This window comes from Bradyrhizobium sp. CSA112 (genome assembly GCF_029051645.1).
Taxonomy (GTDB): domain Bacteria; phylum Pseudomonadota; class Alphaproteobacteria; order Rhizobiales; family Xanthobacteraceae; genus Bradyrhizobium.
The window spans coordinates 95,536-121,393 of sequence record NZ_JAACFS010000017.1; the positions used below are offsets into that span (position 1 = coordinate 95,536).

The 25,858-nt window shown below is 59.2% G+C and carries 29 protein-coding genes and 5 pseudogenes; 8 read left to right on the plus strand and 26 right to left on the minus strand.

The genetic code is table 11. The features are described from left to right. Window positions 1-60: 60 nt before the first annotated feature. Window positions 61-516 (minus strand): pseudoazurin, encoded by a 456-nt coding sequence (locus GWE18_RS25115; protein WP_275188373.1) that lies wholly within the window; start codon window positions 514-516, stop codon window positions 61-63. A gap of 112 nt (window positions 517-628) precedes the next feature. Here GWE18_RS25115 and GWE18_RS25120 point away from each other — a divergent pair, with 112 nt between their 5' ends. Both GWE18_RS25120 and GWE18_RS25125 read left to right on the plus strand, forming a co-directional pair. After that, complete coding sequence (locus tag GWE18_RS25120) at window positions 629-949, plus strand: hypothetical protein (protein ID WP_275188374.1); 321 nt, start codon at window positions 629-631, stop codon at window positions 947-949. A gap of 22 nt (window positions 950-971) precedes the next feature. Next, a pseudogene (locus GWE18_RS25125) lies at window positions 972-1,172 on the plus strand (helix-turn-helix domain-containing protein); the annotation flags it as partial. Between the two features lie 108 nt (window positions 1,173-1,280). Here the strand turns inward: GWE18_RS25125 and GWE18_RS25130 are convergent. From GWE18_RS25130 to GWE18_RS25150, 5 genes are all read right to left on the minus strand, one after another. Further along, window positions 1,281-1,595, minus strand: a complete 315-nt coding sequence (locus GWE18_RS25130) for a metal-sulfur cluster assembly factor (protein ID WP_275188375.1) — start codon at window positions 1,593-1,595, stop codon at window positions 1,281-1,283. Continuing rightward, on the minus strand, window positions 1,592-2,095 hold the full coding sequence (locus GWE18_RS25135) for a DUF2249 domain-containing protein (RefSeq protein ID WP_275188376.1): 504 nt from the start codon (window positions 2,093-2,095) through the stop codon (window positions 1,592-1,594). Before GWE18_RS25135 ends, GWE18_RS25130 begins: the two co-directional genes overlap by 4 nt. Window positions 2,096-2,112: 17 nt before the next feature. Beyond that, complete coding sequence (locus GWE18_RS25140) at window positions 2,113-3,420, minus strand: hypothetical protein (protein ID WP_342804294.1); 1,308 nt, start codon at window positions 3,418-3,420, stop codon at window positions 2,113-2,115. A 37-nt stretch (window positions 3,421-3,457) separates the two neighbouring features. Next, the gene (locus tag GWE18_RS25145) at window positions 3,458-4,636 is read right to left on the minus strand and encodes an NnrS family protein (protein ID WP_275188378.1); all 1,179 of its coding nucleotides are present in this window, start codon (window positions 4,634-4,636) and stop codon (window positions 3,458-3,460) included. 591 nt (window positions 4,637-5,227) lie between these two features. Then, a complete protein-coding gene (locus GWE18_RS25150) occupies window positions 5,228-5,776 on the minus strand; it encodes a pseudoazurin (RefSeq protein WP_342804295.1) in 549 nt (182 codons plus the stop codon). A 36-nt stretch (window positions 5,777-5,812) separates the two neighbouring features. Here GWE18_RS25150 and GWE18_RS25155 point away from each other — a divergent pair, with 36 nt between their 5' ends. Beyond that, window positions 5,813-6,535, plus strand: a complete 723-nt coding sequence (locus tag GWE18_RS25155; protein ID WP_275188379.1) for a Crp/Fnr family transcriptional regulator — start codon at window positions 5,813-5,815, stop codon at window positions 6,533-6,535. Here the strand turns inward: GWE18_RS25155 and GWE18_RS25160 are convergent. The 3 genes from GWE18_RS25160 to GWE18_RS25170 all read right to left on the minus strand — a co-directional run bounded on the left by GWE18_RS25160 (window position 6,532) and on the right by GWE18_RS25170 (window position 8,361). After that, window positions 6,532-6,711: a DUF1858 domain-containing protein gene (locus GWE18_RS25160; RefSeq protein WP_275188380.1), complete on the minus strand. Its 180-nt coding sequence runs from the start codon at window positions 6,709-6,711 to the stop codon at window positions 6,532-6,534. The genes GWE18_RS25155 and GWE18_RS25160 overlap by 4 nt on opposite strands. A 141-nt stretch (window positions 6,712-6,852) precedes the next feature. Then, on the minus strand, window positions 6,853-7,023 hold the full coding sequence (locus GWE18_RS25165; protein WP_275188381.1) for a hypothetical protein: 171 nt from the start codon (window positions 7,021-7,023) through the stop codon (window positions 6,853-6,855). Window positions 7,024-7,881: 858 nt separating this feature from the next. After that, window positions 7,882-8,361 carry a formate/nitrite transporter family protein gene (locus GWE18_RS25170; protein WP_275188382.1) on the minus strand — a complete coding sequence of 160 codons (480 nt, stop codon included), beginning with the start codon at window positions 8,359-8,361 and terminating at the stop codon, window positions 7,882-7,884. Between the two features lie 57 nt (window positions 8,362-8,418). Between GWE18_RS25170 and GWE18_RS25175 the strand changes: the two genes are divergently transcribed. Further along, on the plus strand, window positions 8,419-8,655 hold the full coding sequence (locus GWE18_RS25175) for a hypothetical protein (protein WP_275188383.1): 237 nt from the start codon (window positions 8,419-8,421) through the stop codon (window positions 8,653-8,655). A gap of 662 nt (window positions 8,656-9,317) precedes the next feature. On the opposite strand, the pseudogene GWE18_RS25180 reads toward GWE18_RS25175, so the two are convergent. The 6 genes and pseudogenes from GWE18_RS25180 to GWE18_RS25205 form a co-directional block, all read right to left on the minus strand. Then, window positions 9,318-9,497 (minus strand): annotated as a pseudogene (locus tag GWE18_RS25180) (NYN domain-containing protein); the annotation flags it as partial. 468 nt (window positions 9,498-9,965) lie between these two features. Next, window positions 9,966-10,514 (minus strand): hypothetical protein, encoded by a 549-nt coding sequence (locus GWE18_RS25185; RefSeq protein ID WP_275188384.1) that lies wholly within the window; start codon window positions 10,512-10,514, stop codon window positions 9,966-9,968. Window positions 10,515-10,570: 56 nt separating this feature from the next. Next, a complete protein-coding gene (locus tag GWE18_RS25190; RefSeq protein WP_275188385.1) occupies window positions 10,571-11,173 on the minus strand; it encodes a sigma-70 family RNA polymerase sigma factor in 603 nt (200 codons plus the stop codon). Between the two features lie 73 nt (window positions 11,174-11,246). Next, window positions 11,247-11,504 (minus strand): copper-binding protein, encoded by a 258-nt coding sequence (locus tag GWE18_RS25195; RefSeq protein WP_275188433.1) that lies wholly within the window; start codon window positions 11,502-11,504, stop codon window positions 11,247-11,249. A gap of 74 nt (window positions 11,505-11,578) precedes the next feature. Further along, window positions 11,579-12,069 (minus strand): annotated as a pseudogene (locus GWE18_RS25200) (cupredoxin family protein). A gap of 28 nt (window positions 12,070-12,097) precedes the next feature. After that, complete coding sequence (locus GWE18_RS25205; RefSeq protein WP_275188386.1) at window positions 12,098-12,961, minus strand: multicopper oxidase domain-containing protein; 864 nt, start codon at window positions 12,959-12,961, stop codon at window positions 12,098-12,100. A gap of 386 nt (window positions 12,962-13,347) precedes the next feature. On the opposite strand from GWE18_RS25205, the gene GWE18_RS25210 reads away from it, so the two are divergent. Continuing rightward, entirely contained in the window at window positions 13,348-13,548 is a 201-nt protein-coding gene (locus GWE18_RS25210; RefSeq protein WP_275188387.1) for a hypothetical protein, read from the plus strand. Window positions 13,549-14,737: 1,189 nt separating this feature from the next. Here GWE18_RS25210 and GWE18_RS25215 read toward each other — a convergent pair. The 5 genes and pseudogenes from GWE18_RS25215 to GWE18_RS25235 all read right to left on the minus strand — a co-directional run. Next, window positions 14,738-15,109, minus strand: a pseudogene (locus GWE18_RS25215) (DUF411 domain-containing protein); the annotation flags it as partial. Window positions 15,110-15,121: 12 nt separating this feature from the next. After that, window positions 15,122-15,898, minus strand: coding sequence for a cytochrome c3 family protein (locus GWE18_RS25220; protein ID WP_275188389.1), 777 nt, complete (start codon window positions 15,896-15,898; stop codon window positions 15,122-15,124). Further along, on the minus strand, window positions 15,895-16,593 hold the full coding sequence (locus GWE18_RS25225) for an iron reductase (RefSeq protein WP_275188390.1): 699 nt from the start codon (window positions 16,591-16,593) through the stop codon (window positions 15,895-15,897). The genes GWE18_RS25220 and GWE18_RS25225 overlap by 4 nt, the downstream gene beginning before the upstream one ends. A 1-nt stretch (window position 16,594) precedes the next feature. Beyond that, entirely contained in the window at window positions 16,595-18,268 is a 1,674-nt protein-coding gene (locus tag GWE18_RS25230; RefSeq protein WP_275188391.1) for a 2Fe-2S iron-sulfur cluster-binding protein, read from the minus strand. 358 nt (window positions 18,269-18,626) lie between these two features. Then, entirely contained in the window at window positions 18,627-19,352 is a 726-nt protein-coding gene (locus GWE18_RS25235) for a Spy/CpxP family protein refolding chaperone (protein ID WP_275188392.1), read from the minus strand. A 250-nt stretch (window positions 19,353-19,602) separates the two neighbouring features. Between GWE18_RS25235 and GWE18_RS25240 the strand changes: the two genes are divergently transcribed. Then, complete coding sequence (locus GWE18_RS25240; protein ID WP_275188434.1) at window positions 19,603-20,151, plus strand: DUF3141 domain-containing protein; 549 nt, start codon at window positions 19,603-19,605, stop codon at window positions 20,149-20,151. Here GWE18_RS25240 and GWE18_RS25245 read toward each other — a convergent pair. Continuing rightward, on the minus strand, window positions 20,136-20,549 hold the full coding sequence (locus GWE18_RS25245; protein ID WP_275188435.1) for a DUF1622 domain-containing protein: 414 nt from the start codon (window positions 20,547-20,549) through the stop codon (window positions 20,136-20,138). The two genes, GWE18_RS25240 and GWE18_RS25245, sit on opposite strands and share 16 nt — an antisense overlap. 56 nt (window positions 20,550-20,605) lie before the next feature. Continuing rightward, on the minus strand, window positions 20,606-21,874 hold the full coding sequence (locus GWE18_RS25250; RefSeq protein ID WP_275188393.1) for an OpgC domain-containing protein: 1,269 nt from the start codon (window positions 21,872-21,874) through the stop codon (window positions 20,606-20,608). A 456-nt stretch (window positions 21,875-22,330) separates the two neighbouring features. Between GWE18_RS25250 and GWE18_RS25255 the strand changes: the two genes are divergently transcribed. Beyond that, window positions 22,331-22,585, plus strand: coding sequence for a hypothetical protein (locus GWE18_RS25255; protein WP_275188394.1), 255 nt, complete (start codon window positions 22,331-22,333; stop codon window positions 22,583-22,585). Window positions 22,586-22,646: 61 nt separating this feature from the next. Here the strand turns inward: GWE18_RS25255 and GWE18_RS25260 are convergent, their stop codons facing one another. The 4 genes and pseudogenes from GWE18_RS25260 to GWE18_RS25275 all read right to left on the minus strand — a co-directional run bounded on the left by GWE18_RS25260 (window position 22,647) and on the right by GWE18_RS25275 (window position 24,851). Next, entirely contained in the window at window positions 22,647-23,012 is a 366-nt protein-coding gene (locus tag GWE18_RS25260) for an MBL fold metallo-hydrolase RNA specificity domain-containing protein (protein ID WP_275188436.1), read from the minus strand. Beyond that, window positions 22,982-23,197 (minus strand): hypothetical protein, encoded by a 216-nt coding sequence (locus tag GWE18_RS25265; protein WP_275188438.1) that lies wholly within the window; start codon window positions 23,195-23,197, stop codon window positions 22,982-22,984. Before GWE18_RS25265 ends, GWE18_RS25260 begins: the two co-directional genes overlap by 31 nt. Before the next feature lie 184 nt (window positions 23,198-23,381). Further along, window positions 23,382-23,930: pseudogene (locus tag GWE18_RS25270) on the minus strand (Tat pathway signal protein); the annotation flags it as partial. Between the two features lie 468 nt (window positions 23,931-24,398). Beyond that, window positions 24,399-24,851 carry a pyridoxamine 5'-phosphate oxidase family protein gene (locus GWE18_RS25275; protein ID WP_275188395.1) on the minus strand — a complete coding sequence of 151 codons (453 nt, stop codon included), beginning with the start codon at window positions 24,849-24,851 and terminating at the stop codon, window positions 24,399-24,401. 316 nt (window positions 24,852-25,167) lie between these two features. On the opposite strand from GWE18_RS25275, the gene GWE18_RS25280 reads away from it, so the two are divergent. Further along, the gene (locus GWE18_RS25280) at window positions 25,168-25,857 is read left to right on the plus strand and encodes a DUF6064 family protein (RefSeq protein ID WP_275188396.1); all 690 of its coding nucleotides are present in this window, start codon (window positions 25,168-25,170) and stop codon (window positions 25,855-25,857) included. Window position 25,858: the final 1 nt, after the last annotated feature.

A 25,858-nucleotide genomic window follows, 5' to 3' on the forward strand; every position in this document is an offset into this window, starting at 1 on the left:
AAAGCGGGGAAGCGGCCCCAAGGGTCCGCCTTCCTTCTCCATCCGTCGTTTCTTCGGCAGTTACCTGGCGGCCGTCTTGTTGCTGGCGAGCCTTTCGAACAGGGTAGCGAATACCTGTTTGGCCTTTCCGACCTGGGGCACCGCTTTGGCCTGCTCTTCATTGGCCGGCGCTCCCACCACGACCATCGCCACCATGCCCATGCCGTAATGCGGCGCGCATTTGACGCCATAGATCCCGGCCTGATCAAATTTGACTGCAACATCTTCGCCCATCTTGCCGACGAAGGACGTTCCGCCGTCCGGCAGCATGCCCTTGATGGTCTCGGCATTATGACCCTTGTCGGTTGACACGAATTTGACGGTATCGCCCGGCGCGATCTTAACCAGGGCCGGTTCGAAGACCATCACGCCTTCGGTTCCCCTATTAAGCATCTTGACCTCGACCTCGGCCGCCATCGCGCCACCGGCCATTGCCACGGCCGCGAGAGCCAAGGCCGCCAACAAACGTCTACGCATTCTGATCTCCTGTGGATCGGTTGGGTCGCCAAGCGGACCCCATGCGCAAACATCTAATTCCCGGCGGCCCGTGGGAAATTGTCCTAACGCAATCTTATGGTCGATTTCCGCGATGTATGATGTGTTCGCGCCAGAAGTTCTCATTTCCCGCCGTTTCCGGGCACGGCATCCGGAAAGTCCGATGGTCTCGCTCGACCGCGCCATCGTGGTCGTCGACAAAAAGCGTGCCAGCGAGCTGTCGCTGAAACCCGGTGCAAGCCGTGATCAACGGACGTGCCATTCGGCGGGCGGTGCTAGGCGCTGCTCGCGGTGCGGCAGCGCGCAGAAAATCCGGACGTTTGATCACGATCAATGCGTCGGCCATTCGTTTCGCGATCATGACGATGCGAAAGGGGTGGAGCGTGGCGCGCAGCGAGAGTTTAATCGACACTGAAGCACCCCGGTCCCACCGGGCGATGCCCTATGACGAGGACGGGCGCCTGCCTCACGAAAGCGAGTTTCTCGCGCAGCTCGGGTGTCGGGTCCGCGAAGCGCGCGCGCTGCGCGGCATGTCGCGGCGGGAACTCGCGCGCTTGTCCGGCATGTCGGAGCGCTATGTTGCCCTGATAGAGGCGGGCAAGGGCAACATCTCGATCGTGCGGCTGTTGCGGATCGCGCTGGTGTTCCGCGACGATACGCCGGCTGCTTGACGACGATCGCGCAGCGCCCCTCACGCGAGTCCGCGCGCGATTGATCACGATCGTGACTGCCATGTCGTCCCGGGGTCAGTTGACTGCGGCGAAACCAAGCGAGGCTCGGACGACCGGTGCGATGCGTTCCGGAGTCCAGGGTGGATCGAACGTCATTTCGACGTCGACCGAGCCGACGCCCGGCACCCGTGAGACACTGTTCACCACACCGTCTTTCAGGAAACCAGTCGCGGGGCAACCCGGGCTAGTTGCCGTCATCGTAATGCCGACTGCGTCGTCGACGATCGAGATATCGTAGACGAAGCCGAGATCGACGATGTTGTGACCGAGCTCGGGATCGATCACAACGCGCATCGCGTCGCGAATCAGGTCGACCAGCTCGCCTGTCATGACGGTGCCCTGACGGTAAGTTGATAGGTTGCACCGTCTGGCGTGAAGCCGCCGAGCCAGTGATACCCACGCTTCTCAAGCTGAGGGAACAGGAATACCGGCTCGCGACGCAGCAGCGCCGAAAGGGTCTCGCCGGGCTCCAGTTTCTCGGCGGCCGCGAGGATTCTAACCATGGGCTCCGGAGGATCGAGGTCGCGATTGTCGAGCTTGACAGTGGGCTGCGGCCAATTGTCGAACGTCGGCGTGGCGATCGGAGCGGCCGTCTGCTGCTTCGCCGCCGGCGTGAACAGGACTTCCCACTCGCCGGCGTCGAGAGCCCGCTCGGAGTGCACGAATCCCTTGTCCCCCATGACGGCGAACAGGGGGACCGGCTTGAACGTCGCGTAGAGGCGAAGCCCCTGCCCAGGCTCGAGGCTTTCGAGCGCGGACATGATGACCGAGAACGGTTCGCCACCTGCGCGTAAGATCGGACGGACGTCGACGTCGACATATTCGGTCATATTTCTTCCTTTCGCTTCTATTTGCTGGCAAACAGCAGATGAGGCGCGCGAGCGCCGCCCGGCAAGCGCAATGGGATCGCGACATACGCAAGCCGCCGCGTCCGGATCACTTCGCGGACGATGCCGACGACGCCGACGGCCATCGCCAAAGCGGCAGCTCGGAATGCCTGCGGTTGTCCCATTAGCAGCATAAGCGTTCCGGCCCAGACTGCCGTGTAGTAGATCACGAACCACTTCGATGCCTTCCCCTCTGCGACGAGATCTTGAACGCGAGGCGTGGGAGTCCGTCCCATCACGGGACCGTAGGTCTCGAGCCAAGTTAGGAACGCAACGATCTTGTAGAGCTTGGCAAGGATCAGACCAGACAGCCAACCAAAGACGGCGAGGAAGACCAGCGCCCCGACATGCGCGGGAAAGTCTGCGGTCAGGAAGAGCGCGGCACATAGAAACGCGGTCCCGGCGAGGCTTGCGAAGGACAACGTCGCCATCCGCGTGTTGAGTTCAAGCCGCCGCCGCTGGCGACCGCGGAAAATGCCGAGCACATCGCGCCCGTATAGAGCAGCCGCCGCCACGCCCAGGACGGCGGCAATCGACAGCACGGCGTTCAACCCGGAAGAGAGCCATACCGCGAGGAGCCCGCCGACCACCGTGACGGTGACGGCGAGCGAGCCCACCATCAAGGTCGTACCGCTGGTCCGGTCGTCGACATCCGGCGAGAGCATGAACATGGACAACAGCCGGTAGCTGACGCCCATGGCCGTTAACGTCAGCCAGCCGCCGAGACCGGCGATCGCGTGCAGAGGGACGCCCCCGGCCAAAATGGTCTCTCCGGTCGATCCCCCCCACCCCGCAAGCGCAAACGTGAAGACCGCGCCTAAAGCGATAGTGGCACAAAGCGAGGCCAAGCCGACGAGGACAAAGCGCGCCGGCCCCGTCGGCCGCTGCCACGCGGTCAGTCCGAGATCGACGACGATCAAGCCAAGCCCGACAGCGAGCAGTACTGCGCCCACCGGAAGCAGCCAGAGCCAGGCGGGCAGCCGGCCTCCCAATACTAGGAAGCCCGCGAGCAGCGAAGCGAGACCCGCGCACAGGAGGCCCAGAGCCGGCAACGCCCACCTCTCCGAAAACAAGGGCTTCGCGACGAGGACAGGCAGGAACTGGAAGAGCGCGCCGCACATAGCCAAACTGAGCCATCCAACGCACATCACGTGCACCAGGACGAGGGTATCAGGCGATGTGAGGTCGGCAGCGGGAAAGCCCATGCCCGCTACCATCATTGCCAGCGCGACGAACAGCCATGCAACCGCGGTCGCAAAGTAGCTCATTGTCCATCGTGATATACTGGCGCCGATCATGGGGGTCTCAGAGCTTTCGTGCGCGGCAAAGCAGCGGGGCGTAGGCAAGCGCGAAGCCAATAAAGGCCCCTGCCCACGCAGTTCCGGAGAGCATCAGCAGCGGGATCGAATGGATCGGATCGAGAGCAGCGCATACGCGCGTTATTGCTGCGACGACGATCGATACGTAGATGAGTTGGGTGATTACGGACGCCGAAAGAGCTTGCCCCGTGTGACCGAGCGAGGCGCGCGTCATCACGGCGATCGTCATCGAACCGATCGCGCCGCCGGTCCAGGCGTGTACGCCCGCTCCGGATACGATGAGATCAAGAGCTGACAGCGCCGACAGAATGAAACCGACCGGCACAAACGCGTAGGCAACATGGAGGATCAGGACGAGCCGGTCCGACACCGTGCGATGGCCGGTCCAGCGGGCCAGCCGGACGAGGTGGAGCAATCCGGCGACGCCGAGGGCGCCTGCGACCGCGCGTCCGGAAGGAGCCACCACCCACGCGACCATGGCACAGACACCGACAACCAACGTGATCGCGTCGAAACGCGCGAAAGGAACGGGCAGCCGCCCGGGTTCGCGACGCGCGAGCCAGTTGCGCGTAAAGCTTGGAACGATCCGTCCACCGATGACGCAGACCAAGGTGACAACGAGCGCAACGCCGGCTCGCGCGGAATAATCTGCCAGGCCGTAGTAGTGACCTTCGACATGAAACGCGATGTTGGCGACCGCGAGCAGTGAGACGATGCCGACCACCTTCAGATTGTTCCACTTGCGTCCGGCGACGATCTCACGGGCCGCAGCAGCCGCGAGAAGCAGCAGAAAAGCCGCATCGACCGCAAGCGTGACTTGCCACCCCAGAAATTCGGAGAACGTCGTCGCCAATCTACCTGCGAGCCAGGTCGCGAACAGGATCGCCAGCGGACCGCCCTGGATGGGAAGGCGGCCCGTCCAATTCGGAACGGCCGTCAGAAGAAACCCTGCGATCACCGCGCCCACATATCCGAACAGCATCTCATGCACATGCCAGTCACGCGGGGCCATCGCCGTCGGAATCCGAACGTCGCCAGAAAACGCCGCGAGCCACAGCGGAACCATCGCGCCGGCGTAGATCGCGCCGAAGAGGAAGAACGGCCGGAAGCCGTGCGAGAACAGCGCTGGTCCCCGATAGGCTCTCAGTTTCTGCATCGTCGCCATGGACATATTTCCTGTTCTGTGGACTGCGATCGTAGACGGGCACTACCGGCGGCTCTTTGTCCGAGCACAAATTGCAATACCCTTCGCCTAGGTGTTTGATCCTCGACAAAGATCGCCTCGCTCAAGATCCGCATTCTCAAATCCCTCATCAATGGAGAATGCCATGCGGATATTCGAGAGATTTCGGGGGCGGGACCGGGGCGAAAGCAACGTCGAACGGAAGCTTCTCGAGACCATCACCGGCGATCTTATCCGCCGCATTGAGGATGCAACCCAAATCACGGTCTTGCCCGAGAGCAAGTCGACGTGCTGTTCCTGCTGCTCGAACGACGAGAAGGCGCCTCGGTAATTGAGCCAGATCAATGCGGCCCCGTGGCTTGCGGTGGCAGAAGATGCAGCTCTGCTCCGCGCGACGGCTGGCTTCCGATAGCGCTTGCCCCCGACGATTGCGAGCTCGGCGACGTCCGCGTAGTCGGGATCGATGCCTTGGCTTCCCGTGCCGACGCAAATCGGGCGTCTGGTAGAACGTCTGGACGAACGAAGCAGTGCTCGTCCATCCGACTCACTGGAGAGGCTGGCGCTAGGGGCCTGTCATTTCGACGCGATCTTGCCGACCTGCCGCACGGCCTTAGCCTGATCGACTTTAGCAGGTGCACCGACCATCACGACCATGCATATGCCATAGTGAGGAAGGCACTTCACGCCATAGACGCCTTCCCGCTCGAACTTAACGGCAATGTCCTGGCCGTGCTTGCCGACGAAGGGCGTCGCACCGTCCGGAAGCATGCCCCTGATGTACTCGGCATCGTGGCCTCTGTCCGGGGACCGGAACTTCACGGTATCGCCGGGTGCGATCTTCACGAAGGCAGGTTCGAACGCCATCGTTCCGCCATCGATTCCCTTGTTGAGGAGCTTAACTTCAACCTCCGCTGCCCGAGCGCTCCCGGTTAGGATCAAAACCACCGCGGCTGCGGCCATCATGGCCATCTTTGTCATGCTTCCCGTTTCCTTGCGCCCGGTGTCTGCCAGGTTCCCATGCAACAGGTAACCCATCGCGCGCGTTGGAGATTGCGCCAGCTCAAGTTCCGCTCGGAATCCTGGGTTAAGAGCTGGCAAGCCGTTGAGGCTTGCGTCGACCACGGATACTCTCCGGGGCGCGTTGGAACGAGGATATCAATGGCCGCAGTCGACCGATCGCTGGTCGCCAACCTTCCTATGTTCGCGGGGCTTTCTCCCGCCGAGCAAGACGAGCTGCTGCGCGAAGCCCGTTCGATTAGATACCCCAAAGGAACCGCTGTCTTCGACCAGGGAAAGGAAGCAGATCGCTTCTTCATCCTGCTTCACGGACATCTTCGCGTTGAGAAGACCACGCCTCAAGGGCAGCAGACCGTGGTCCGCTACGTCTCGGCGGGCGAACTCTTCGGGGTCGCACAGGCCATGAACCTAACGCACTATCCGGCCACGGCTGTCGCCGCCGTGGACAGCATCGCGCTCGCCTGGCCATCGTCTTCATGGCACCGCCTGATCGTCAAATACCCAAGCCTCGCAAGTAGCGCGCTCCAGACTGTGGGAAGTCGCCTTCAGGATACGCAGGCCCGCGTCATGGAAATGTCGAATGAACAAGTTGAGCAACGTGTCGCGCATGCGCTGCTCCGTCTTGCCAAGCAGGCAGGACGGAAAGTGGACGCCGGGGTCGAGATCGACTTTCCTATCAGCCGACAGGATGTCGCCGAGATGACTGGAACGACTTTGCATACCGTCAGCCGGATTCTCAGTGCGTGGGAGAGCCAGGGACTGGTCGAGGGCGGAAGGCAGCGCATCGTTCTGCGCGACGCGCACCGGCTGCACGGCCTCGCTGAGGGCCAGGAAGCTATCCAGATACGTAAGCGCGACCCCTAGGCGGGCACTTCAATGGCTCCCAGAACCTGCGGCAGGAACACGTCGACGTCGTGTTCCTCGCGAGCCTCGTCGATCGAGTGGAAGACGGCGAGCGGGCAGCCGATGCATCGCATCCTAAAGTCCAGAAAGATGTAGATCGTGGACGGCCATCGACGCATCACCTCGTCGACGGTCATTTCAGCGGTAAGCACTGCATTCATTCGCATGCAGCAAGCGTAGTCCGATGCGACAAAGCCGCGAGTGCTGTTCCCGTCACTCAGGGAGTATGGGCGACTTTCGCTTGCTTCTTGAAGCGTTTGAGCAAGTCGTTCCAAGCCTTATCGGGGCATCACATCGTCCTGAAGCTTCGCCTTCTCAAGCGTAACGAGATCACCGCAGAACTCGCATGCAAATGGCGTTTCGTCGTGAAGCCATGGCATCGCCCTCTTATATTCATGGCCGGAAGCAAGCCGGGGAGGATTGACGTCAGCACCGTCGAAAATTGCCATGATCAAACTCCAGGGATTACTGGACTTCGTGCTTGAGGGAAGCGGGCGGCCTACCGCCAGTAACGATTTGGTACGCATGTGAGCCATCTCCTGTGCGGCGGATGGCCTATTGGTAAATGCAACAAAACAAACTCGGCAATTCCGCTCCATGCCTTAGGGACAAGCCCCTACGTAGAGTCCCGGAGGTGCCGTTTCAGGGGCGGACGGTCGCTCGTCGCTAATCGCGTCCCAGATAGGGGAGGAAAAGCTGTCCTCGACATGGGGCTTGACCAGTACATAGCGGATGACCGGACGGCTGCTGCTTTGGGCCAGAATGGACCCGTCGCGGTGGCCGGTGATGAAGATGATCGACGGCAACCCAAATTGAGCCCGTACTGATCTCCGCAGCGACTCCGCTTGAATCAAACGTCATGGTCGTATCGTGATTGTAGCAATGGTTTGAATAAGCCCAGGACGGCCGCGCCCCGTGACCAACGTCCCATCCCGTACTGGTGGGATCAGTTCGATCCCAGCGAACAGCTTCGCTGCCTATTCCCCGGAGCCGAAAAGCCCGTACCCCTTATAGCATTACAGCAGCGGGTCGCTCAAAAGGGCGCAGTGAGGACAGTTCAAGGCGTTAGTCCGCCCGCCCGCCGTGGAAGAAAATCTAAGCCCGTCCCGGCGGTTAGACCGGAACGGTGAGTGAGTTATAACGAAAGTGGTTGCGGGGAGACGCAACACCCGATTCTTGCGATTGATAGAACAAGTCGTTCCGCGATTAGTAGCATAAATGATCACAGGTGAGTTCTAAGTGGCGCGCCACTCAGAATCGACCGACTGAAGCGGCGATATCCTGACAGGAAGCATGGCGGTAACCTCTCAGCCCCGTGGGCTCCCGCTTTCGGGTTTTCGCAGATAGCTGAACCAGTAGGTGATACCGACCACCACACACCCGATCATATTGCCGATCGTCACCCACACGAGATTCATGAGTGCGCCGAACACGGTCAGGTGCGGGAAGGCGGATGGGATCTTTCCAATCAGGCCCCAGAACATGGTCGCCGCCCAAAATTTTGTCAGCAGCGCGAAGGTGAGCAAATACATGTTGGCAATTGAATGCTCAAATCCCGCGGCCGAGAACGCCGCGATCGGGAGGACGATCGCTAGGATCTTGTCGGTCGTCGTGCGCGCGCTGTAGCAGAGCCAATTGGCCAGCCCCTGAATAAGTCCAGGCGCACATCGCGCTGCCCATCGGGCAGGATTGTGTGAGGGGTCATTGCGTGGCGGCTTCGGTGGAGCCACGTTACTGTACCTCCTCCATACCAAGCTGCCGGCGTTCGGCTTATTGATCTGGCGCAACGTGGGACTGAACCAATCTGATCTTATGCGGCTGCTTCCTCAACCCGGAGAACAGACATGACGACCCGCACTCTGCTAATTGCTGCGACGGCCCTTTCGCTGATCGCCATGCCAGCGATGGCCCAGACCACCAAGACCGACGGTGGCCACCACTATAGCGGCGGACCCAAGAGCGAGGTTCCCCACCACATGGGCAAGAGAAAAGTCGGCACGACCACCGGACAAGCAAAGCCCAGCGGCAGCCATCACTACAGCGGCGGCCCCCGGGAGCCCCACCACATAGGACCGAAATAGCAATCGGATGCGATATCAACCCGCGTCGTACATGCCTCGCGGGTTGGTTATCTCATCTCTACCACGATACACACCGGCAGCATACGCCTGCGGCATAGGCTCTGCCGTAACGCGGCGCAAGAACTGGCATGCTCAAACGTGCTGTAATATTCCGTCGAGATTGGCGTCGATACTGATGGTACCTTTTCGGAATCGCATCGCCATGAAATATTGCCACGCCATACCGTACTTCGACTTCAAAGCCGACCGCTTCGGGCTCTAGCTGTATCCCGCTCGACTGCAAAGATTAGCGACGTCTTCTTCGCGGCTCTTTGCGAGGATGGTCAGGAACTTGGAAGGGCATGATTTTCGGCTCGCTGACCAAGCCGGGCATCGGAATTTCATAGTACCCACCGCGAGCTTCGCTCGGCCAATAACGCCGATCCGAAATCGTTAAACCTGCCCAAGCCAGAGTTGGCCAGGCTGCAAGTAGTAGTAGCGCGAACGCCGTACCAATGCTTCGCTTGTTCACGAGCGTTGCACCTGCAGCGATTTGCAGTGCCTCATGACGCACGCCTGAGCGCTCCGAGTTCGCGTTCACGTCATCCTTCTCCTTCACTTCCGCTCCGTAAGCACGATGTACGACTGATTACCGCTCCCATCTTGAGTCGCTTTGACGAGCATCACTGAGTGTGATGTCGCGATTCGCGCGGATCTGCTGTACGGCCAGGCGGATCCCTGGCCGATCTTGGAGCGTAGTCCACAAGGCCCACGAAGTCGTCAGCCTGTCGACGCAGCTCGTCTGCGATCATCGGTGGCTGACTTGAAATCGTTGAAACTACCGTCAACCTCACACCGCGGCGGCTTCGTCGAGTCTTTGGGGGTCACATCGGATGTGGGTGTAAATAGATCGTCGGCCAAATCCTTATCGGGAGGACGGCTAGTGCCCCGCTGGCGTTGGTCTCGCTTCACCTAACCTGAACCCCATTCACTCGGCATATGAGGAGTCCGCACCGCTGCCGCGTTTGGACGAACAAGCTGCTCCTTCTTGGAGGTTGATGCGCGGTCTTTCTGGTTTGCATGCCCCGCAGCCATAGCGAATTGCGTCACCGAGGCAGCTGCCAATGACGAAATTAGAATTCCTAAGAGGAGTTTTTGCATTGTTCTTCTCCACGACCTCGCACAAGAAGCACTGCGATCACTTAGATCACTTACGGCTTCCAATAATAGACGCTGAACTAGGTCAAACATTACGCTGAGCGTGGACTGTGAAGCGTTCATCCGGGCATCACATGGCTAGGATCGTTCGAGCTATAAAATTAATGGGGCGATCACGATCGTCTCCTCTCGCACATCGGTCCCGATGTGCTATCGGAGATGCGTCGTGCTTTTGGGTTCGCTGAGAAGTGGATGGGGTAGCGAGTGCGAGCTCTGTTGGCCGAGGAAGGACCAGACGAACTCGAACTGGTCAACGAAGGCGGGTTGAGCGATTGACGCAGATCAAATCGTTCGTATCGAAGTTCTGTGCACGATCGATGGTCGATTTCGAAGGCAGGCGTCCCCGGCGCAATGGCCTTCAGCGAGTACTTGCCGCCGCGCTTCACCTCCGACCAGAAGCCATTCCCGTCAGCCACGATGAACCCAAGATCTCGTATCTGCGGCAGATCGACCCGAGGCCAGTAAACCTCGTTGATGATGCCGTATCCGATCGTGAACCAGAGACGAGCCGGCCCCAGCGAGCTACCTACCGCGTCCTTGGCGCTGCTGGCCCACGTCGGAGAGATTCCTGGTGCGCCAGGCGCATCCTGCGCTCTGTTGTCCTTCGATTGTTCCGACAGGCAATCGGATAAGTCGACCCGTAACATCTCCGACAGAGTCATGATCTTTCCATCTTCACTGCGGCTACATGGCGGGCGTTCGGATTTAGGGTGGATCTTTACCGCAGGTCGCCACATCGACAGTCGAAGAAACTCTCCTCTACGCAATCCGTGCAGGCGCCTTCGAGCCGCTCCTTCAAAGCCTGGCGCGCACGATGGAGGCGCACGGTAAGGTTATTCACGGTCAAGCCGAGTTCGGCTGCAACCGTCTCCCTCGGCTCACCGCCCAGATCGATCCTCCTGATAGCCTCGGCGTGTTCCGCCTTCAGCAAGGGTAGGTGAGCATAAATACATTCGCACGCCGCCCCGTCCAATTCGCTGCCTTGATTGGCGGCGAGTCGATCGTACAGCTCGACTGCAAACGCGACTTCCCTCGCCCTTTTCTTCGAGGTCTGCCGATGGAAGTCAGCTATGGTCGTTGCAAGAACTCGACTAAGCCATCCGCGCACCGAATCCGCATCGCGAATGGTGGCCGAGCGTTCCAATGCCCGCAAGACGAACGCTTGCAGTACCTCCTCCGCTTCGGTCGGTGCGCTAAAGTGCTTCTGCAGATAGTTCCGGAGCCGATCGTAGCCATCGACCAGGGCGGCTCGCACCGCTCGTTCCGAGGCCGTTGGTGAAACGGTCGTCGAAACCAGCTCTTTGTCCTGCGCCAATGCCATGGTAATTGCTCCGGCTCGATATTCGGCATGACCGGCTTGGCGATACCTGAGCGGCATCGCCAAGCCCGCCTGCCTACTTGGCCTTCTGAAGTTTCGTGACTGTGAGGCCGCCTGTCTGGCGTTCGACCTCGAACTGAACCTTATCGCCGGCCTTCACCTGCTTCAGCACGGCGGGATCGGCGACCCGAAACACCATGGTCATTTCCTCCTCATCCATGTTCAGATTCTTGATTGGTCCGTGCTTCAGCGTGATCTTGCCGGCTGCTTCGTCGATCTTCTTCACCTCGCCCGCGACGAGATTCGCTTGCGCGAGGGCGACTACTGGAGCAATTGCGGATAACTGCGGCGAGCAGCATGACGCGCAGGTTGGACTTCGTCATCTCAGACTTCCTTCTTCAAAACGGCTCACTTCACGACGACTTTGCCGACCATGCCACTATCGCGGTGACCTGGGATAAGGCACGCGAATTCAAACTCGCCGGCCTTTGTGAATCTCCAGAGAATTTCTCCCGAGCTCCTCGGTGCGAGCCGCTTCCCATTTGGGTCGTCGTGCTCCATGCTAGGACTCTTCTTCATCGCTTCCGCGTGCTTGAGATTTTCGGCCGTCGTCGCGAGAATGAATTCGTGGTCAAGTTCGCCGTTGTTCCGAAGGACGAACTTAACTTGCTCGTTCCTCTTCACGTTCACCTCTTGCGGGACGAACAGCATCTTGCCGTCGAACTCGCGCATTGTGATCTGAACAATGCGAGCTGACTTTTGGGATCTCCCTGCTCGCCCGCGGAAAATAGCTCATCGCCGTGAAGATGGCCTTCGTGGTGATCACCATGATTCGCCCACGCCACCGTCGATATCGACAAGGCCATCAAGGTAGCTGCGACCGTGTGGATGTAGTTCATTTCCAATCCTCCATTCTCCAAAGTGGTTTCATGTTCGTGCTCCCTTGTTCTTCGTGCTCTTCATCCCTTTCATATTTTTCTTAGTGCTCTCGCTCCTCGGTGAGCCGTCTTGACGCAACGGCTCTTCAGCCGGAGTTTCGATCTGATATGCAACAGTGCCCTTCGGGAACGTGTACGGTCCCGGATCGCTGTAATCGTCGCGCGCCATCCCCTCCCGAATTTTCATGACAGTGAACATGCCGCCCATTTCGATCGGCCCGAACTGTCCTGATCCGGTCATCATGGGCAGCGTGTTGTCCGGAAGTGGCATTTCCATTTCACCCATCGCCAGCACCACGAACATCCCCATCATCCCCATCGCCATCTGAACCATTTCGTCCGCGTGAGGGTGGTACATGAAAGTGCCACTGTGCTTGAGTTCGAATTCGTAGAGGAAGGTCTTGCCCGGGTTGATGTGCGGTTGCGTCAGACCACCGACGCCGTCCATACCGCAGGGCAGAATCATGCCGTGCCAGTGCACGGTCGTGTATTCCGGGAGCTTGTTGGTCACGAAGATACGCACCTTGTCGCCCTCGACGGCCTCGATCGTGGGGCCAGGCGATTGGCCGTTGTAACCCCACAGATGGGCCTTCATGCCTTCGGCGAATTCGCGCACGACTGGCTCGGCCACCAGATGGAATTCCTTCCAATCTCCATTCATCCGCCAGGGCAGCGACCAACCGTTCAGGGTGACGACGGGTCGATATTCCGGTCCACTTGTCGGATAAAGTGGCGGTTGACTCGTCACCTTGTCCATCGTGGGGGCTTCGGGAATGCTCGCTGCCTGAACACGCCCGGACACGACGCTCGCGCTCGCAAGGGCGGTTGGCTCCCGGATCTGCAGGATCTGCACCCACCAGAGGTACGGTCGTTGCACAGCCGGCGAGAAATGGGCCGACCAAAACAATCAGGATCGTGCGCTGGATGATCGCGCGTCTGGACCCTGTTCTCGTGAATGCATTCAATGCGGCGGCGTCATTCGCCACCATTTGCGCCAGCATAAAAATCCCCTGAGAAGCACCGATGTACGAGTACTCGCGCCCCGATCCGGAGCGCAGCAGCCCATCAATTCACGTGCTTTCAGGCTATGGGTGGCCGATACAGCGGACCGAGCGCTTCGACCGTGCGGACCGAATCCGGCTTGGAGTCGCACCGGGATTGCAGAGGTGCGAACTGGAGGAGCGAAGGCGCTTGAGGAGACACGGCGCTAAAACACAGCACGGAGCCACAGCAATTGCCATGCTGATCGTAAGGGTCGTGGTCGGCGTGACCTGCCGCCGGGGTGGCCCCATCATGGGAGTGGAGCACCACTTTGGCATCACCGTGACCGCGCTTATGCTCGCTATGGCTATGCTGGTGGTCGTGGCTGTGCTGATGCTTTTGTGCGTGCTCATGGGCGTGATCGGCCCCGTGAGCGCGCTGAGCCACTACTTCGGCTAGGTCGGCCGGAAGTGGGACGGCCAGGGACGGGGTCAATGACCCAAGCAGATACGTGATGGCGACAAGCCATCCCCACCATCTGCGCGCTGGCTTTCTGAAGCCAATCATCCCATTCCCGTCATTCCGAGCACCGAACTATAACTCCTGTTGGAGCACACCGCCAATAGAATTACCGCCCGCTCAACTCCCGCTTTGGACATTCAGCTTGGGCATTCAGCGGGCCCGCTTTGCCTTCCTATGGGGGACAGTCCGTGGCTCGGCGGCAAGACCAATTCCGGGGTATACATATGAGGGCATACATATGAGTGGGGATACTTTTCGATCGCTTGCCCAGGGCTACCCCGAGCCTCGTTAGGCCAGTAACGCCGGTCAGAGATGCTCACGCCGGCGTGAGCGTCAATCGCGGAAGCTGAAGCAAGCAGCAGCACCAAGACATAGAGGAGTCGATTCCCTTTCGGCATAGTTCCCTCACCCGCTTGGCGGGCCAGTGTTCGTGACCCTTGGCGCCGCCCCAGAGCCGCCACTTGCCGTCCGAAATTTGATTTTAGAAGCGAATCTGCTCGCCATAGTTGATGAAAATCAACGTCGCGTCCCGGTAAAGGATGTCCCATCCGCGGGCCGCGCGGCCCTCCTGTATCCACTGTCCGGCCTATTGTTGTCGCCGATCATTGCAGTGGTGGTCATGGCGCTTTCATCCGTCAGCGTTGTCGGCAATGCGCTGCGATTGCGTACGTGGCGGGCCATCGAACTAGGGGGTGGTGCGAGGTTAGCTGTTGGAGTCTCCCTGGATAGGCTTGTCCAGCTCAAGAGCAAACTGCCGGTTCGCAAACAGATAGTAGCCGTCCCGAGTGAAAGCCGTGATCGCCGACTTTCCTCGCAGACACGGGTGATGCGCGTTTCCGCCTTTCAAGATACGTACGAACCGCCAACCCGGGCTCAACAGCAAATTTGGAATGGGATTGCAGGTCGGCACGACGGCGTAGAAGTCGCGCGCGAACCTGCTTGCAAAGAGCACATATGCTGGCTCGTTTGCTCGCCTGCGGTGGCTCAGACTTGCCGGGTCCTTGCTCCGCATCCTACCTTTTTAGCCGACCTCTTCCGAGCCGACGAACTGCATATAGGTGCGCCGTCCGCTCGGACCGAACACGATGACCGGATATCCTTGGGGTTTACCGCCCATGCCAGGTGATCCCGGTGGCATCCCGGGAACCGCGATGCCCGCAGCCCTCGGCCGTTCCTCAAGCATCCTGCTTATCGCGACTGCAGGCACATGTCCCTCCACCAGGTAACCTCCGACTTCCGCGGTATGGCAGGCCGCCAGATCCGAGGGGACGCCGAGACGGTTCCGAATCGCGTCCAGATCACTCGTTTCTTCAATCTTGACGGAGAACCCCGCAGCGCCAACGTGCTTCGCCCAAGCGCCGCAACAGCCGCAGTTGGGATCCTTGTGAACCAAGATACCTGCAGCCGCGCGAAGCGGTAATGGCGCTAGAGCCATCCCGAGAATGCAACCGCAAACTATTCTGCGCGAAAGTCGAAGCGTCCCAGACAGACCCTGCATCGTGTCCTCTCCTCAATGGTGTTTGAGCCAACCGATACCTTTTATGTCATTGAAAGAATCGGTGCGGTGGCAAAGAAAGCACTGATTTACACTTGCATGCTTCTGCCCCGTGACCATTTGGTCCATCATCACGAAGTGGTGCATGTAATGGCTTGGCGGCGCCTGATGGCATTGCGCACATTCCTTGGAGGTGGGCGAAGGATGCAGGAACTGCGCAATTCTCCACGAATCAAGCGCGTGACAGCTCCCGCATTCGCGCCCGAATAGTCCGCGGTGCGGTTCTCGATTGCTATGACAGCTGACGCAGTCAAGGCCGGCCTTTTCCGCTTCGACAGAATTCGGTACGCCCAGAAACTCCTTCAGATCAGTGACCATCTGCCCAGCGATTGCACGCGCGGAGGTGTTTCGGTCTTGCGGAAACGCTCCACTGCGCAAAAGCATAGTGTGATCCATCTTGGTCGGACGAACGCGCCCCGCATGTTCGAGATGGCAGCCGCGACACTCTTTGCTCGTTGCATGAAATGCCGTCGCCTGTTTGCCAAGATCCGCAGCGGCCGTCGTGTGACAGGCGATACAGGCGGCAGCTTCGACACCCTTCGTGGGCGCATGACAAGTTTCGCACTTGTCGGACAGAAACGCGTGCTTCTCGGAAAGTGGCCCGGGAAGGACTGCGTCCGTCCAACCCGAAACCGCCAGAGAACCATCCGTGTATAACCCGACGGATACCGCTGCCACACCCGCGATGGCGAGCGTCACAAAGACCGTGTAGATGAACGCCCGAACGCTCACGTGAGCCACCGAAGCCCGTAGTAGACCTCGCCGGCAACGTGGAGCGCCAGGAGCGCGTACATCGCAATCGCCGCAAGCACGTGAAAGCCAATCCACTGCATGAAGATCTTCTTGACGGCCTCTTGAGACCCGATCGCGTATTCAAGATCCGAAATGCCCTCGACGAGCTGCCATATCGGTACTTCCTGCGACGCACTTATGGGAGGACCATCGGCGTCGGCTGCTTCGTGCGCGGACATGATAAGCGCTATGCGGTCGTAGGTAGACCGCAGTGTAGCGAGGCGAGATTGCCGCTCCCGGATTTCGGCTGCGGTCTGCGGCAAGTAGTACCGCCCCACAAATCCGGTGACGACCACGACGAGCAAATTGGCGATCAGCGCAATTCCAAGCGGGCTCTGATACTTGTGCCCCGTATGCAGGAGCGCAAGGAACGATGCGGCGATACCTGCGTACACATGAAATCCCAAGAGCGCCCGCATCGACACGACACGAGTGACGAGGGCTTTGAAGTTTCGGCTGTACTTCGCGACCGGATAGATCAGGAGAAGAAGCATCAGGCCGGCGGCCGCAGCGCCAAGAGCAAACCCGGCCAAGCTTCCAGCAAATCTCGGATCGGAGTGAAGCAAAAATGCGGGAACCAGCAGCAACAGGCTGGCGAGGACGATATCGACGATCAGCCGCTCTCTATCGCCCATCTCAAGCCTCGACGACCAGATTTCCGATCGATTTCGCCTGACACGCCAGTATCATGCCTTTCGCCCTGTCCTCGTCGGTGAGCGCATCCTGGACTTCCATCGTGACGCTGCCTTCGAGCAGGTGAGTCTTGCAGACACCGCAGGTACCCGCGCGGCAGGAATAGTCGATCGCCACGCCGATGGACTCTGCGACTTCGAGCACGCTCTTGTCTGGAGGCAGGGGAGCAACCTTGCCGGAATTGGCAAAGCGAACGGACGCCGTCGCAGGACCTATCGCTGCAACGCCTGCGCCTTTGTCGGGCCTGCCCCTTTCAATAACCGTCTTTCCCGGAGGCGGAACAGCCCCGAGAGCAGGGCCGAACGCCTCTGTCTTGATCTGTTCGGGCGGGACGCCAAGCTCGCCAAGTGTCTTCTTGAGCGCCTGCATCATCCCTGGAGGACCACACAGGTGCACACGGCGCTTGACCAAATCGGGTACCGACCGCGTCAAGAATTCAGCCGTGATCTGGCCCTCGCTTCCCATCCACGACGTACCCGCTGCGCGCGCCATGGTGGCGGCAACGTGGAGATTGTTCATCCTGCGCTGAAGGTATTCCAGTTCGTCCCGGAAAATGAACTGTTCGGTCGTCTGTGCACCGTACACCAGGTAGACTTCGCCGGGCCAGGCGATATCGAAGAGATATCGTATCGCGGCCATCAACGGCGTGATGCCCACGCCACCTCCGATCAGCACGACACCGTCGGCCTCCTTCCCGGTAAAAGTGAAGGCGCCGGAGGGAGCCATCACGTCAAGCATGTCTCCTTCCTTGACGTTCTCGTGCATGTAATCGGAGAAGACTCCGCCGTCTTCGCGCTTGATCGTGGTCTCAACGTAGGCGGTTTGGGCCGCGGATGATGCGACCGTGTAAGACCGCCTGACGGTCTTTCCATCGATTTGGGCGGAGTAGGTCAGAAACTGACCGGGAAGAAACGTGAAAGGAATGGAGCCACCCTGCGGATCTTGGAGGCGAAACGTCTTCACGCTCGGCGTTTCCTTGAAGATCGCACAAACCCTAAGCTTGCCTTTCCAGAGCTCTCCCGGTTTCGTCAAACCGCCGGTATCCGCCATCGTCGAAATCGGCGCCACCTTTTCCTGACCAGGCGAAGCGCTGCGCGCTGCAGGCGACGGTGTGGGTGTAACAGCGGGCGCCTTTGTCAATCTATCGACGAGAGCGTTGGCTCGGCGCATTCTGGCTATATAGACCGCCAGCATTCCTGCCGAGAAGATCGCGAGCAGCCCCATGGTAATAACATGAAACCAGGAAACGCCCAGCACTCCCTCCGCCGTGAAGGTTGCCGGCGGTGGTAGGAGATTCATCTGCGCCTTGAACCAATTTTGCGCGATCTGATGCGGAGATTTTCCTTCACTCAACGATCGCAGCACGGTGACGCCACTTTGAACCTGATCGAGAGACCCTCGAATTCGACTCGAAGCCTGATCTGCGGCGACGATGTCACCTCCCGCGATTGCGTGCCGCAGGTCTCCTTCCGCGGCAGAAAGGCTCTCGATTCCAGAATTGATCCAGACACGAGCTTGGGATTCAAGGTCGCGCCGCTGGTCAGCGGAGAGAGCGGGCATTTCCATCAACGATGGATAGAACTCTTTGCGTGGGCGGCCCATCATCTCGCCCATCATCCCCATCTCGGCCGGGCTTGAGTTGCTTGACGAGGGTGCCGGGGAACCGCCAGCTCTAGTTGAGGGATTATTCGACTGAGGCGTGTTGGCGCCTCCGGAGTTGGCGCCTGGATGGTGCGCCGAGTGACTGTCCTCGGCCTGCGCTAACCGCAGATCGCTTGGCCGTCCGAAACCCGCGTCGAGACGCTTTGGGGTACCTCCACTTCGTAGTTGCTCAGCTGGTGGTTGTGGTGCCACGCTTGCCGCAAATGCGGCCTCTGCAAGAATTAAACTGCAAAGGCCCGCCACCCAAAGACCAGCGCGATGTCGAAATACGAACTCGAATATCGACATGGCCTCTGCTTTCACGAAGACGTCGTCAGAACGTCGCGATTAGAGGCAGCAGGATAGCATTGGCCGTCTGCTTCTGGCCCTCACTGAGGGCCACGTACAACCGATTGAAGGCAGAGCGCGCCGATTTGATGGCTTCCAAGCGTTCGCCCAAATGGTGCTCATACCGCTCGATTCGCTCGGGGCCAGCCGCCTTGTCATCCATCACAAGGAGCTTGCGCGCTTCCAACAGATGCTGGCGGCTGGAGCGCAGCGCGTCCGCCAAGACGTTCCAGTCGGCCATTTGCTTGTCGGTGATCTGCAGCTCGGCCTTGAGGAACGCGATTCGCCCTTCCAGTCTCTCGGTCACATCAGCGGGTCCGCTCGCGGTGGCACCGGTAGCCATGCCGGCACCGGACGGCGCGTTCATCCGGCCATGCATTCGTTCCATCATTTGCATCATCTGCATCATGTTGGAGTCCCCCTGCTGACAGCCGGAGCCCTGACACTCTTGCATCTGACCCGGCATCGGCATCTTCATCTTGTCGTCCATGCGACCGCCGCCCATGTTCTGCGTCTGCCCGCCGGGCTGCCCCATATTCCCCATGTTGCTGTTCGGGTTGCTGGAGGAATCGGACTTCATCTTCATCTCGTCCATCATGGCGAGCTGCGCGCGATCTGCTGCCACAACTTTAGCTGTCGGCAACCCGGCCGGGGCTAGGCCCAGGACGGCAAGCGCAGCTGCAAATCCAACGAACCTCTTCATGCTATCCATGGCCTTCTCCTATCCTGACGCTGATAGATGCCCACTGCTTGCCTACCAAAAACAGCTCAAGTTGAGGCAAATCAACTGAGCAAGTTGAGGCAGATCACAAGTTGAGGCGCATCAAGTAATATAGACGGAGAACCCGCTAGAAAATTACACTCGTCTGGCACATACGGCTTCGCTACTAGCTTCCTCGTTCGAAAGCTCTGAGGCATGACGGCAGGGCCTATGCAAGCTTCCATCTGCGCGCAACCGAGCCATCCTCGCCAGTCTCTCGGAAATCCAAGAGCTGGCACCCGGCCTATATGAGATGAAGATCGAGGGAGCAGGCACTTCGGACGACCCGTCCAATCTGCCTTTTGCGGTTCGGTTCGAGCCACGGCAAGTCGAAGATCTCAACTTCCCGAAGCCGGATGCCGCCTTCGAACGTATAAGGGATTTCTCCGAAATGGCCGAGACGATCTACAAGACGCTCTTCAGCCCCTTCGTTCAGGCTGCTTCCAATGCATTGACGGCAGAATTGGCCAAATGGTTTCACCCGATGCGGGCCAGCCGCTATCTCTTCTCGCCAGCGCTTCTGCCGTGGCTGCGCGGGCTCCCGGCCCTTGCCAAGTCGATCCACGACAACCGTCAGCCGTTGGCTGACGACAATCCCTACCTTGGCGCCGAACGGAAACTGATCAACCTAGCTACCTCGTCCATCGAAGCGACCCGGCTCAATCGCGACGCATCTCTGGAGCACATGTTCGGGATCTTGTACGGCTTTGCTCCTCCCGCGAAATCGGATTCCAATCAGAGGACGACGTGACCCGCCTTCCCCGCAGCCGATTTGTACCGCTGCCAAGGCAAACGACCTTCGATCTCGATTTGAAGGGAGAAGCTCAAGAACGTCCGGATCACGATAATCAGGGCGAGAATGCCGAGGCGATCAAACGACGGCACTATTGCGACCATTCCGATGATATCCGCGGCAATCAAAAACTCCAGGCCAAGCAGGATTCCGCGGCCGAGGTTGGCACGATAGGAACGAAACGCGTCGTCAAATGACCCTTGCCGCATTTCGCCCAAGGACCAGATCGTTGCAGCGATGACGCCGCAGACGATCACAACGACTCCGAGCAGTTCGATAGCCGACGCGGTCCAGTGAAGCCCGTGCAGAATGGCACCTTGCGTTTGTTCGGTGAAAATCTTTTCGGAGGTTATCATTCCCGCCTCGCCCATGCGTCCGGAAGTTCAAAGTAGCACTACCGCATAAGAACGGCTCACGGATCGCCACCGACCTGTACGGTCGCCGATTTCCGGCTGGAAAACAGACTCTTGTCGACCTGCTTCGACCACGTCCGATAGTAGGCAATGATCGTCATCATCCATAGGCCTGCGGCACCCACCAGGAGCTGGGCCAGAACCCCCTCTGAACCGAACGACAGCACAAAATGGGCCACGAATGAAAGGAACAGGCCTACACAAAAGACCGGTAGCGACTGTTGACCGCACCTGATGAGCGGCTTGAGAATTGGCCACTGCAACCCCGGCCAGTCCATCGGAATGAACGAGACAACGATGAAGACCAAGCTCGCCAAATGGATCACGCGGTAGGGCGCGAGATTCGTCTTGTCATTGGGAATGAATACCTCGTCAATGGCTAACGGAATGAACTGCCGCAAATCCGGAATCCGCTCTGCGAGGGTAAGCACCAGGGCAAACAGCAGGAAACTCACACTCAGGAAATAGAGGATCCGAAAGCGGAGCAGCCATCGGCTGGCCTCGGCCCCGCCGAGCGCAAGCCACGCCCCCAACACGAACAGCGCCTGCCAGGCAAACGGGTTGAAGTACCAGACTCCCGCGGGATAGGACGGAAAATTCCAGCCATAGTGACGAGCGGCCAGATACAGCCCGATCGATCCAATCAGCACGGCATTTCGCCACCGCAACATAAACCAAAGCACGATCGGAAAAGCCGCCATCAATACAATGTAGAGCGGCAGGACATCGAGATTGAGCGGCTTGAACTTGAGCAACAAGCCTTGCGAAAGCGTCTCGACAGGGGAGTTCATGAGGTGCGCGACGTTGAACTCATCCATGAAATGAGGATCGTCGAACCTGTGCGAGAGATAGTGCACCGCGGTGAGATAGAACAAGAAGAGCAGCAGATGCGCGGCATAGAGCTGCCACACCCGACGCAACAACCTGGTCGCCCCAATCACAAAACCGCGGTCCATCATCATCTTTCCGAACACAAACGTCGCCGTGTACCCGGAAATCAATACGAACAGATCTGCTCCATCGCTGAAGCCGTAGTTTCGCGTCGTGAACCAGACGAGGACGGAGTCAGGAATATGCCCCAAGAAAATGAGCCAGTTCGCAAGACCACGAAACAGATCCAGACGGAGATCGCGCTCCGGCTGCGGCAGAACGGACCTGATGGTGATCGTTTCCCAGAGCCGCTTCCGTACAATCTGCAGCGTCCAACTGGACGCGCGGCTCGGCGTTTCGTCAGCCAACGTTGCTCCCCTCATTCCCGACAGCGCCATTCGCCGACGGAGACGACGAAGGACCTTATCCCGCGGGACAGTTCCGATAGCCGTGCAAGCAGGCGGGGGTGACGCACCCGGCGACAGGTCGACCAATGTCAAATGCACGGTCCTCAGCCAAGCGAATCTTTTTGCATGAGACGACGTAATGAATCGATGTGTTGATCGTCACCATGTTGCTGGTCGTTCAGCGCCGGTCTTTCTGGAATTGGCCAAACCAGCCCGAAGTCGCGATAAAGCTTTTGTGGCACATGCGCAACTTGGTCGCTGTAAGAAAACGCTACCTGACGCGTCTATATCTCTGATGAAGTCTTGTGCATCGACTCGGACTGGCGCCGGATGATCGTTGATCCAGCTCAAGCGCTACGTCTCCGATTCTGGATTGATCGTTTTCCCAGATCGGGCATCTGGTTTGATTGCTTTCGAGACCACCTGGGTCAAACAGGAGAAATGAGAATGAACGCCCGCAAGTTGTTTGTAACCGCCACCATTATGTCCTTCGTTGCGCTCCCGGCCATGGCGCAGACCGCTCCTTCTGGAGGCGATAAGAGTGGTGGCCACCACTACTCAGGTGGACCGAAGACCGAGCCGCACCACATGGGCAAGAAAGAGAGCACGGGCTCGAAGAGCAAGTCCGGCGGCAGCCATCATTATAGCGGCGGCCCCAAAACGGATCTGCCGCACCATATAGGGCCGAAGAAGGAGAAATGAGCGTAATGCAGTGATCCTACGGACTAAGAACGTCGGATCACTGCCCTCCTTCGGGCCCGGTTCAGCTCAGCGCTGCTTCTTGACCTCGTTCAGGCACGAGGCTGGCCCATCCCAATTCTTTCGCGATGCGGCCCTGCAGCGCCTGCGCGGCTCGCAGCTCGCCATGAGTAATGAACGTTCTCGGCGCCATCCTGGCGCTTTTGAGCCACTCGATTATTTCGTCGGCATCGGCGTGTGCCGACAGGGCGTCGATGTTGCGAACCTCGGCGGCAACCGGGACATCCTCACCGTGGATCCGAATTGTTCTTGCACCTGACGTCATCGCCGCCCCCCGCGTGCCTTCGGCCTGATAGCCTGAGAACAAAATCGTATTCCTCTGATCCGGCGCGAAGCGCTTCAGATGATGGAGCACCGCGATGAAAACCACGAGATCGCCAGAATGATCGGCATCTCGCGCATAACAGCGGATATCTCGCCGACCGCGGGCACTATGACGAACATCCGAAAAGTGCCCAACAGGAAGCCGAACCCGAAGCCGACCACGAAATACGCAACGCCGGCCTTGAATGCCGAGGACCATTGCGCTGGCTCGTTGTCGATCAACTGATGCATGATAGTGTCCAAACTGTTCCGATGTCGCCGCTGGCCGCTCAAGCCAGGACCGCTTGCACTGGCCTTCGCGCCGAGAATGGTAGCTTGGGACCGTAGCCGAAGCGCATGACGATGTCGGGACGCCCCCTGGAAGGCCAACCAGCGCCGCCAGCTCCGGCCGCAGGCTTGCAACTTCGACCGGCTGATTAACGAAGGCAAGCTTGAGGCCTAGAACGGTCGCTTGCAATGCGAAACGCTGGCACGCGCGTCCCGCCCGGACCCAGTGATCCCGGTCGTCCCTCTGCGAAACGAAGACAGCGACGCCGGCAGAAGAACGAAGGTGGCCATCATACTTATCGTTCTCCGCGTTAGCGCGAAATACCGAATCAAACAGGAGCGGACCGAGCCAGGTCGGAAGGACGGGATTGCCGCTCGTCCCACTAAACAGACCGTCACCGAACTCAATTGCTTGGCGTGGACTGAATCTTAGCCAATTCTTGAGCTCTCGCACGAATGCAGCGTCCGCCATTTGGGCGCTGTTTCCGGCCACGACCAGATCGCGCACTCGGTCTATTTGAGGCCGATCAGTGATCAGAACCAAATCGACGCCGGGAATTGCAGCCGCAGTTGCCAGAGCTTGGAGGTCAGCGGCGTCGACCGACCTGCCGTCATATTCGGTGCGCGTTGATTGGCGGCGCGGGATCGCATCTAACAGATTAGAGCCCGCGGTAGGCCCAGCCCCGAGCGCAAACACGATGGAGCCGTCGTCGGCCGGGTCGAAGCGGAGCTCGCCCGGGCGGCCATGCGCGCCAGAGGAATGGCTAAATTCTCGGCTGCACAGCCGAGGCTTACAAAAAGATGGTGATCATCTGGATCCACCGCGGGGGTCCGCCTCGAGAAGTCGGGTAGGATGTCGACTCTGTCTTTGGCTATTTTGAACCGCCATGGCTGGGTATTATGTCCACTGGCTGCCAGTGTCGCGTAGCGGATGAGATCCCGCATCTCGGGGCGCTCTGAAAGGGCTGCGCGCATCGTCGCGACGGAGGCGTTGTAATCCAGCATCGAGCCCAGCTTACGTACCTCCGAGTAGGTCGCACCCGCTCCAGCGGCCGCCAGAGCACCGCAACCAATTAGGATTTGCCTTCTATTCATCGGGTCGCGGCCTTACCTAGCGAGGGCTTGCTATGGATTGCAAACATAGTAGGCCACCGAGATGACGCGATCAGCAAGTGACGAGATCTGTGTGTCCGAAACCCTTGGAGTAATCGAGGACTGAAATGACAGTCGGCGTTACGCGGAACAGGCGGATTTCGTCCGGGCTCGGCATTTTCATGGGCAAAGGAGGCGCGTCGGGGTACTTCAGCGGCAGCATGCCCAAGACTTTCTCCGCTTCGGCCCGATCATCCACCGCATGCGCGCGGGCTGCCATCGACAGACCGGTAATCGTCATTAGATTCGCGGTGTCGTGATCGATCGTCAGCGAAATCCGATTATCTCGCGCGAGGTTTCTTGCCTTCTGACTGTCCAGGCCGCAGAGAAAATAGAGCGTCAGACCTTCGTTCACGTAGCCGACGGTAGTTGCCTGGGGCCAGCCGTCCGGCCGCAGCGTCGCAACCGTCATGATGCGGTGTTGGTCCAACAAAGTCAGAATTTTTCCTCTGATTTCCTCGTCCATGGCTCGTCTCCACAATCGCGAACGTCGCAGAACGCGCTGAACATTGTAGTGCCGCTGAACCGTGCGGCTTTGAGCGATGTCAAACATGACGTCCGACAAATCAACCCGGGGCCCAACGTCGCTTCGGGTCCAAAAGCGGAAGTCGATTAGAACCCTGCCCTGGTCCACTTTTCCCACAGCAGCGGACATCGCCGAGGCGGCGTTAAGTCTGCTTTGGGTCCACGAGCGGACTTTGAGGGGCGACGTTGATCCTCATCAAGCACCGCCGCAGCGCAGTCCTCTACGCTTAAGGCAAGCTATCGGCGAGGATCGCACTATGCTTCCCTTCACGCTTGAGCAGTTCCTCAACGTCTTCGCGACCTACAATAAGGCGATCTGGCCCACGCAGATTGTGGCTTACATGCTTGGAGCCATCGCCATGGCCACCCTTCTTCGGCCGGGTCGTGCCTCTGACCGCGTCGTCTCAGCCGTCCTCGGATTGATGTGGCTATGCACCGGCGTTCTCTATCACGGCGTCTTCTTCTCGTCGGTCAATAAGGCCGCTTTCGCCTTTGGCGTCTTGTTCGTGGTAGAGGGCGTGGTACTACTCTACACCGGCGTCGTCCGCGATGGTCTTCGCTTCGCGATCAATTGCGGCTTTCGGGCAGTAGTCGGCGCAGGGTTTATTCTCTACGCGTCTCTCGTCTATCCGCTGATCGGAATCGCAACGGGGCATTCTTGGCCGGCCTTACCGATGTTCGGCGTAGCGCCGTGCCCCGTCACGATTTTCACCTTCGGCCTGTTACTTATGACGACCCGCCGCTTCTCTTACTGGCTTCTAGTGATCCCCTTCATCTGGTCACTCATCGGCGGTAGCGCTGCTATCCTTCTCGACGTCCGGCAGGATTGGCCGCTTTTGGTTAGTGGTCTCATTGCTGTTCCGATCATCGTCGTCAGGGACCGCCATGCACAGGGTGCGGTAGCCGACGAGGCCGGCCTGACGCCCTCAGTCGAATTGCGTCCATGAT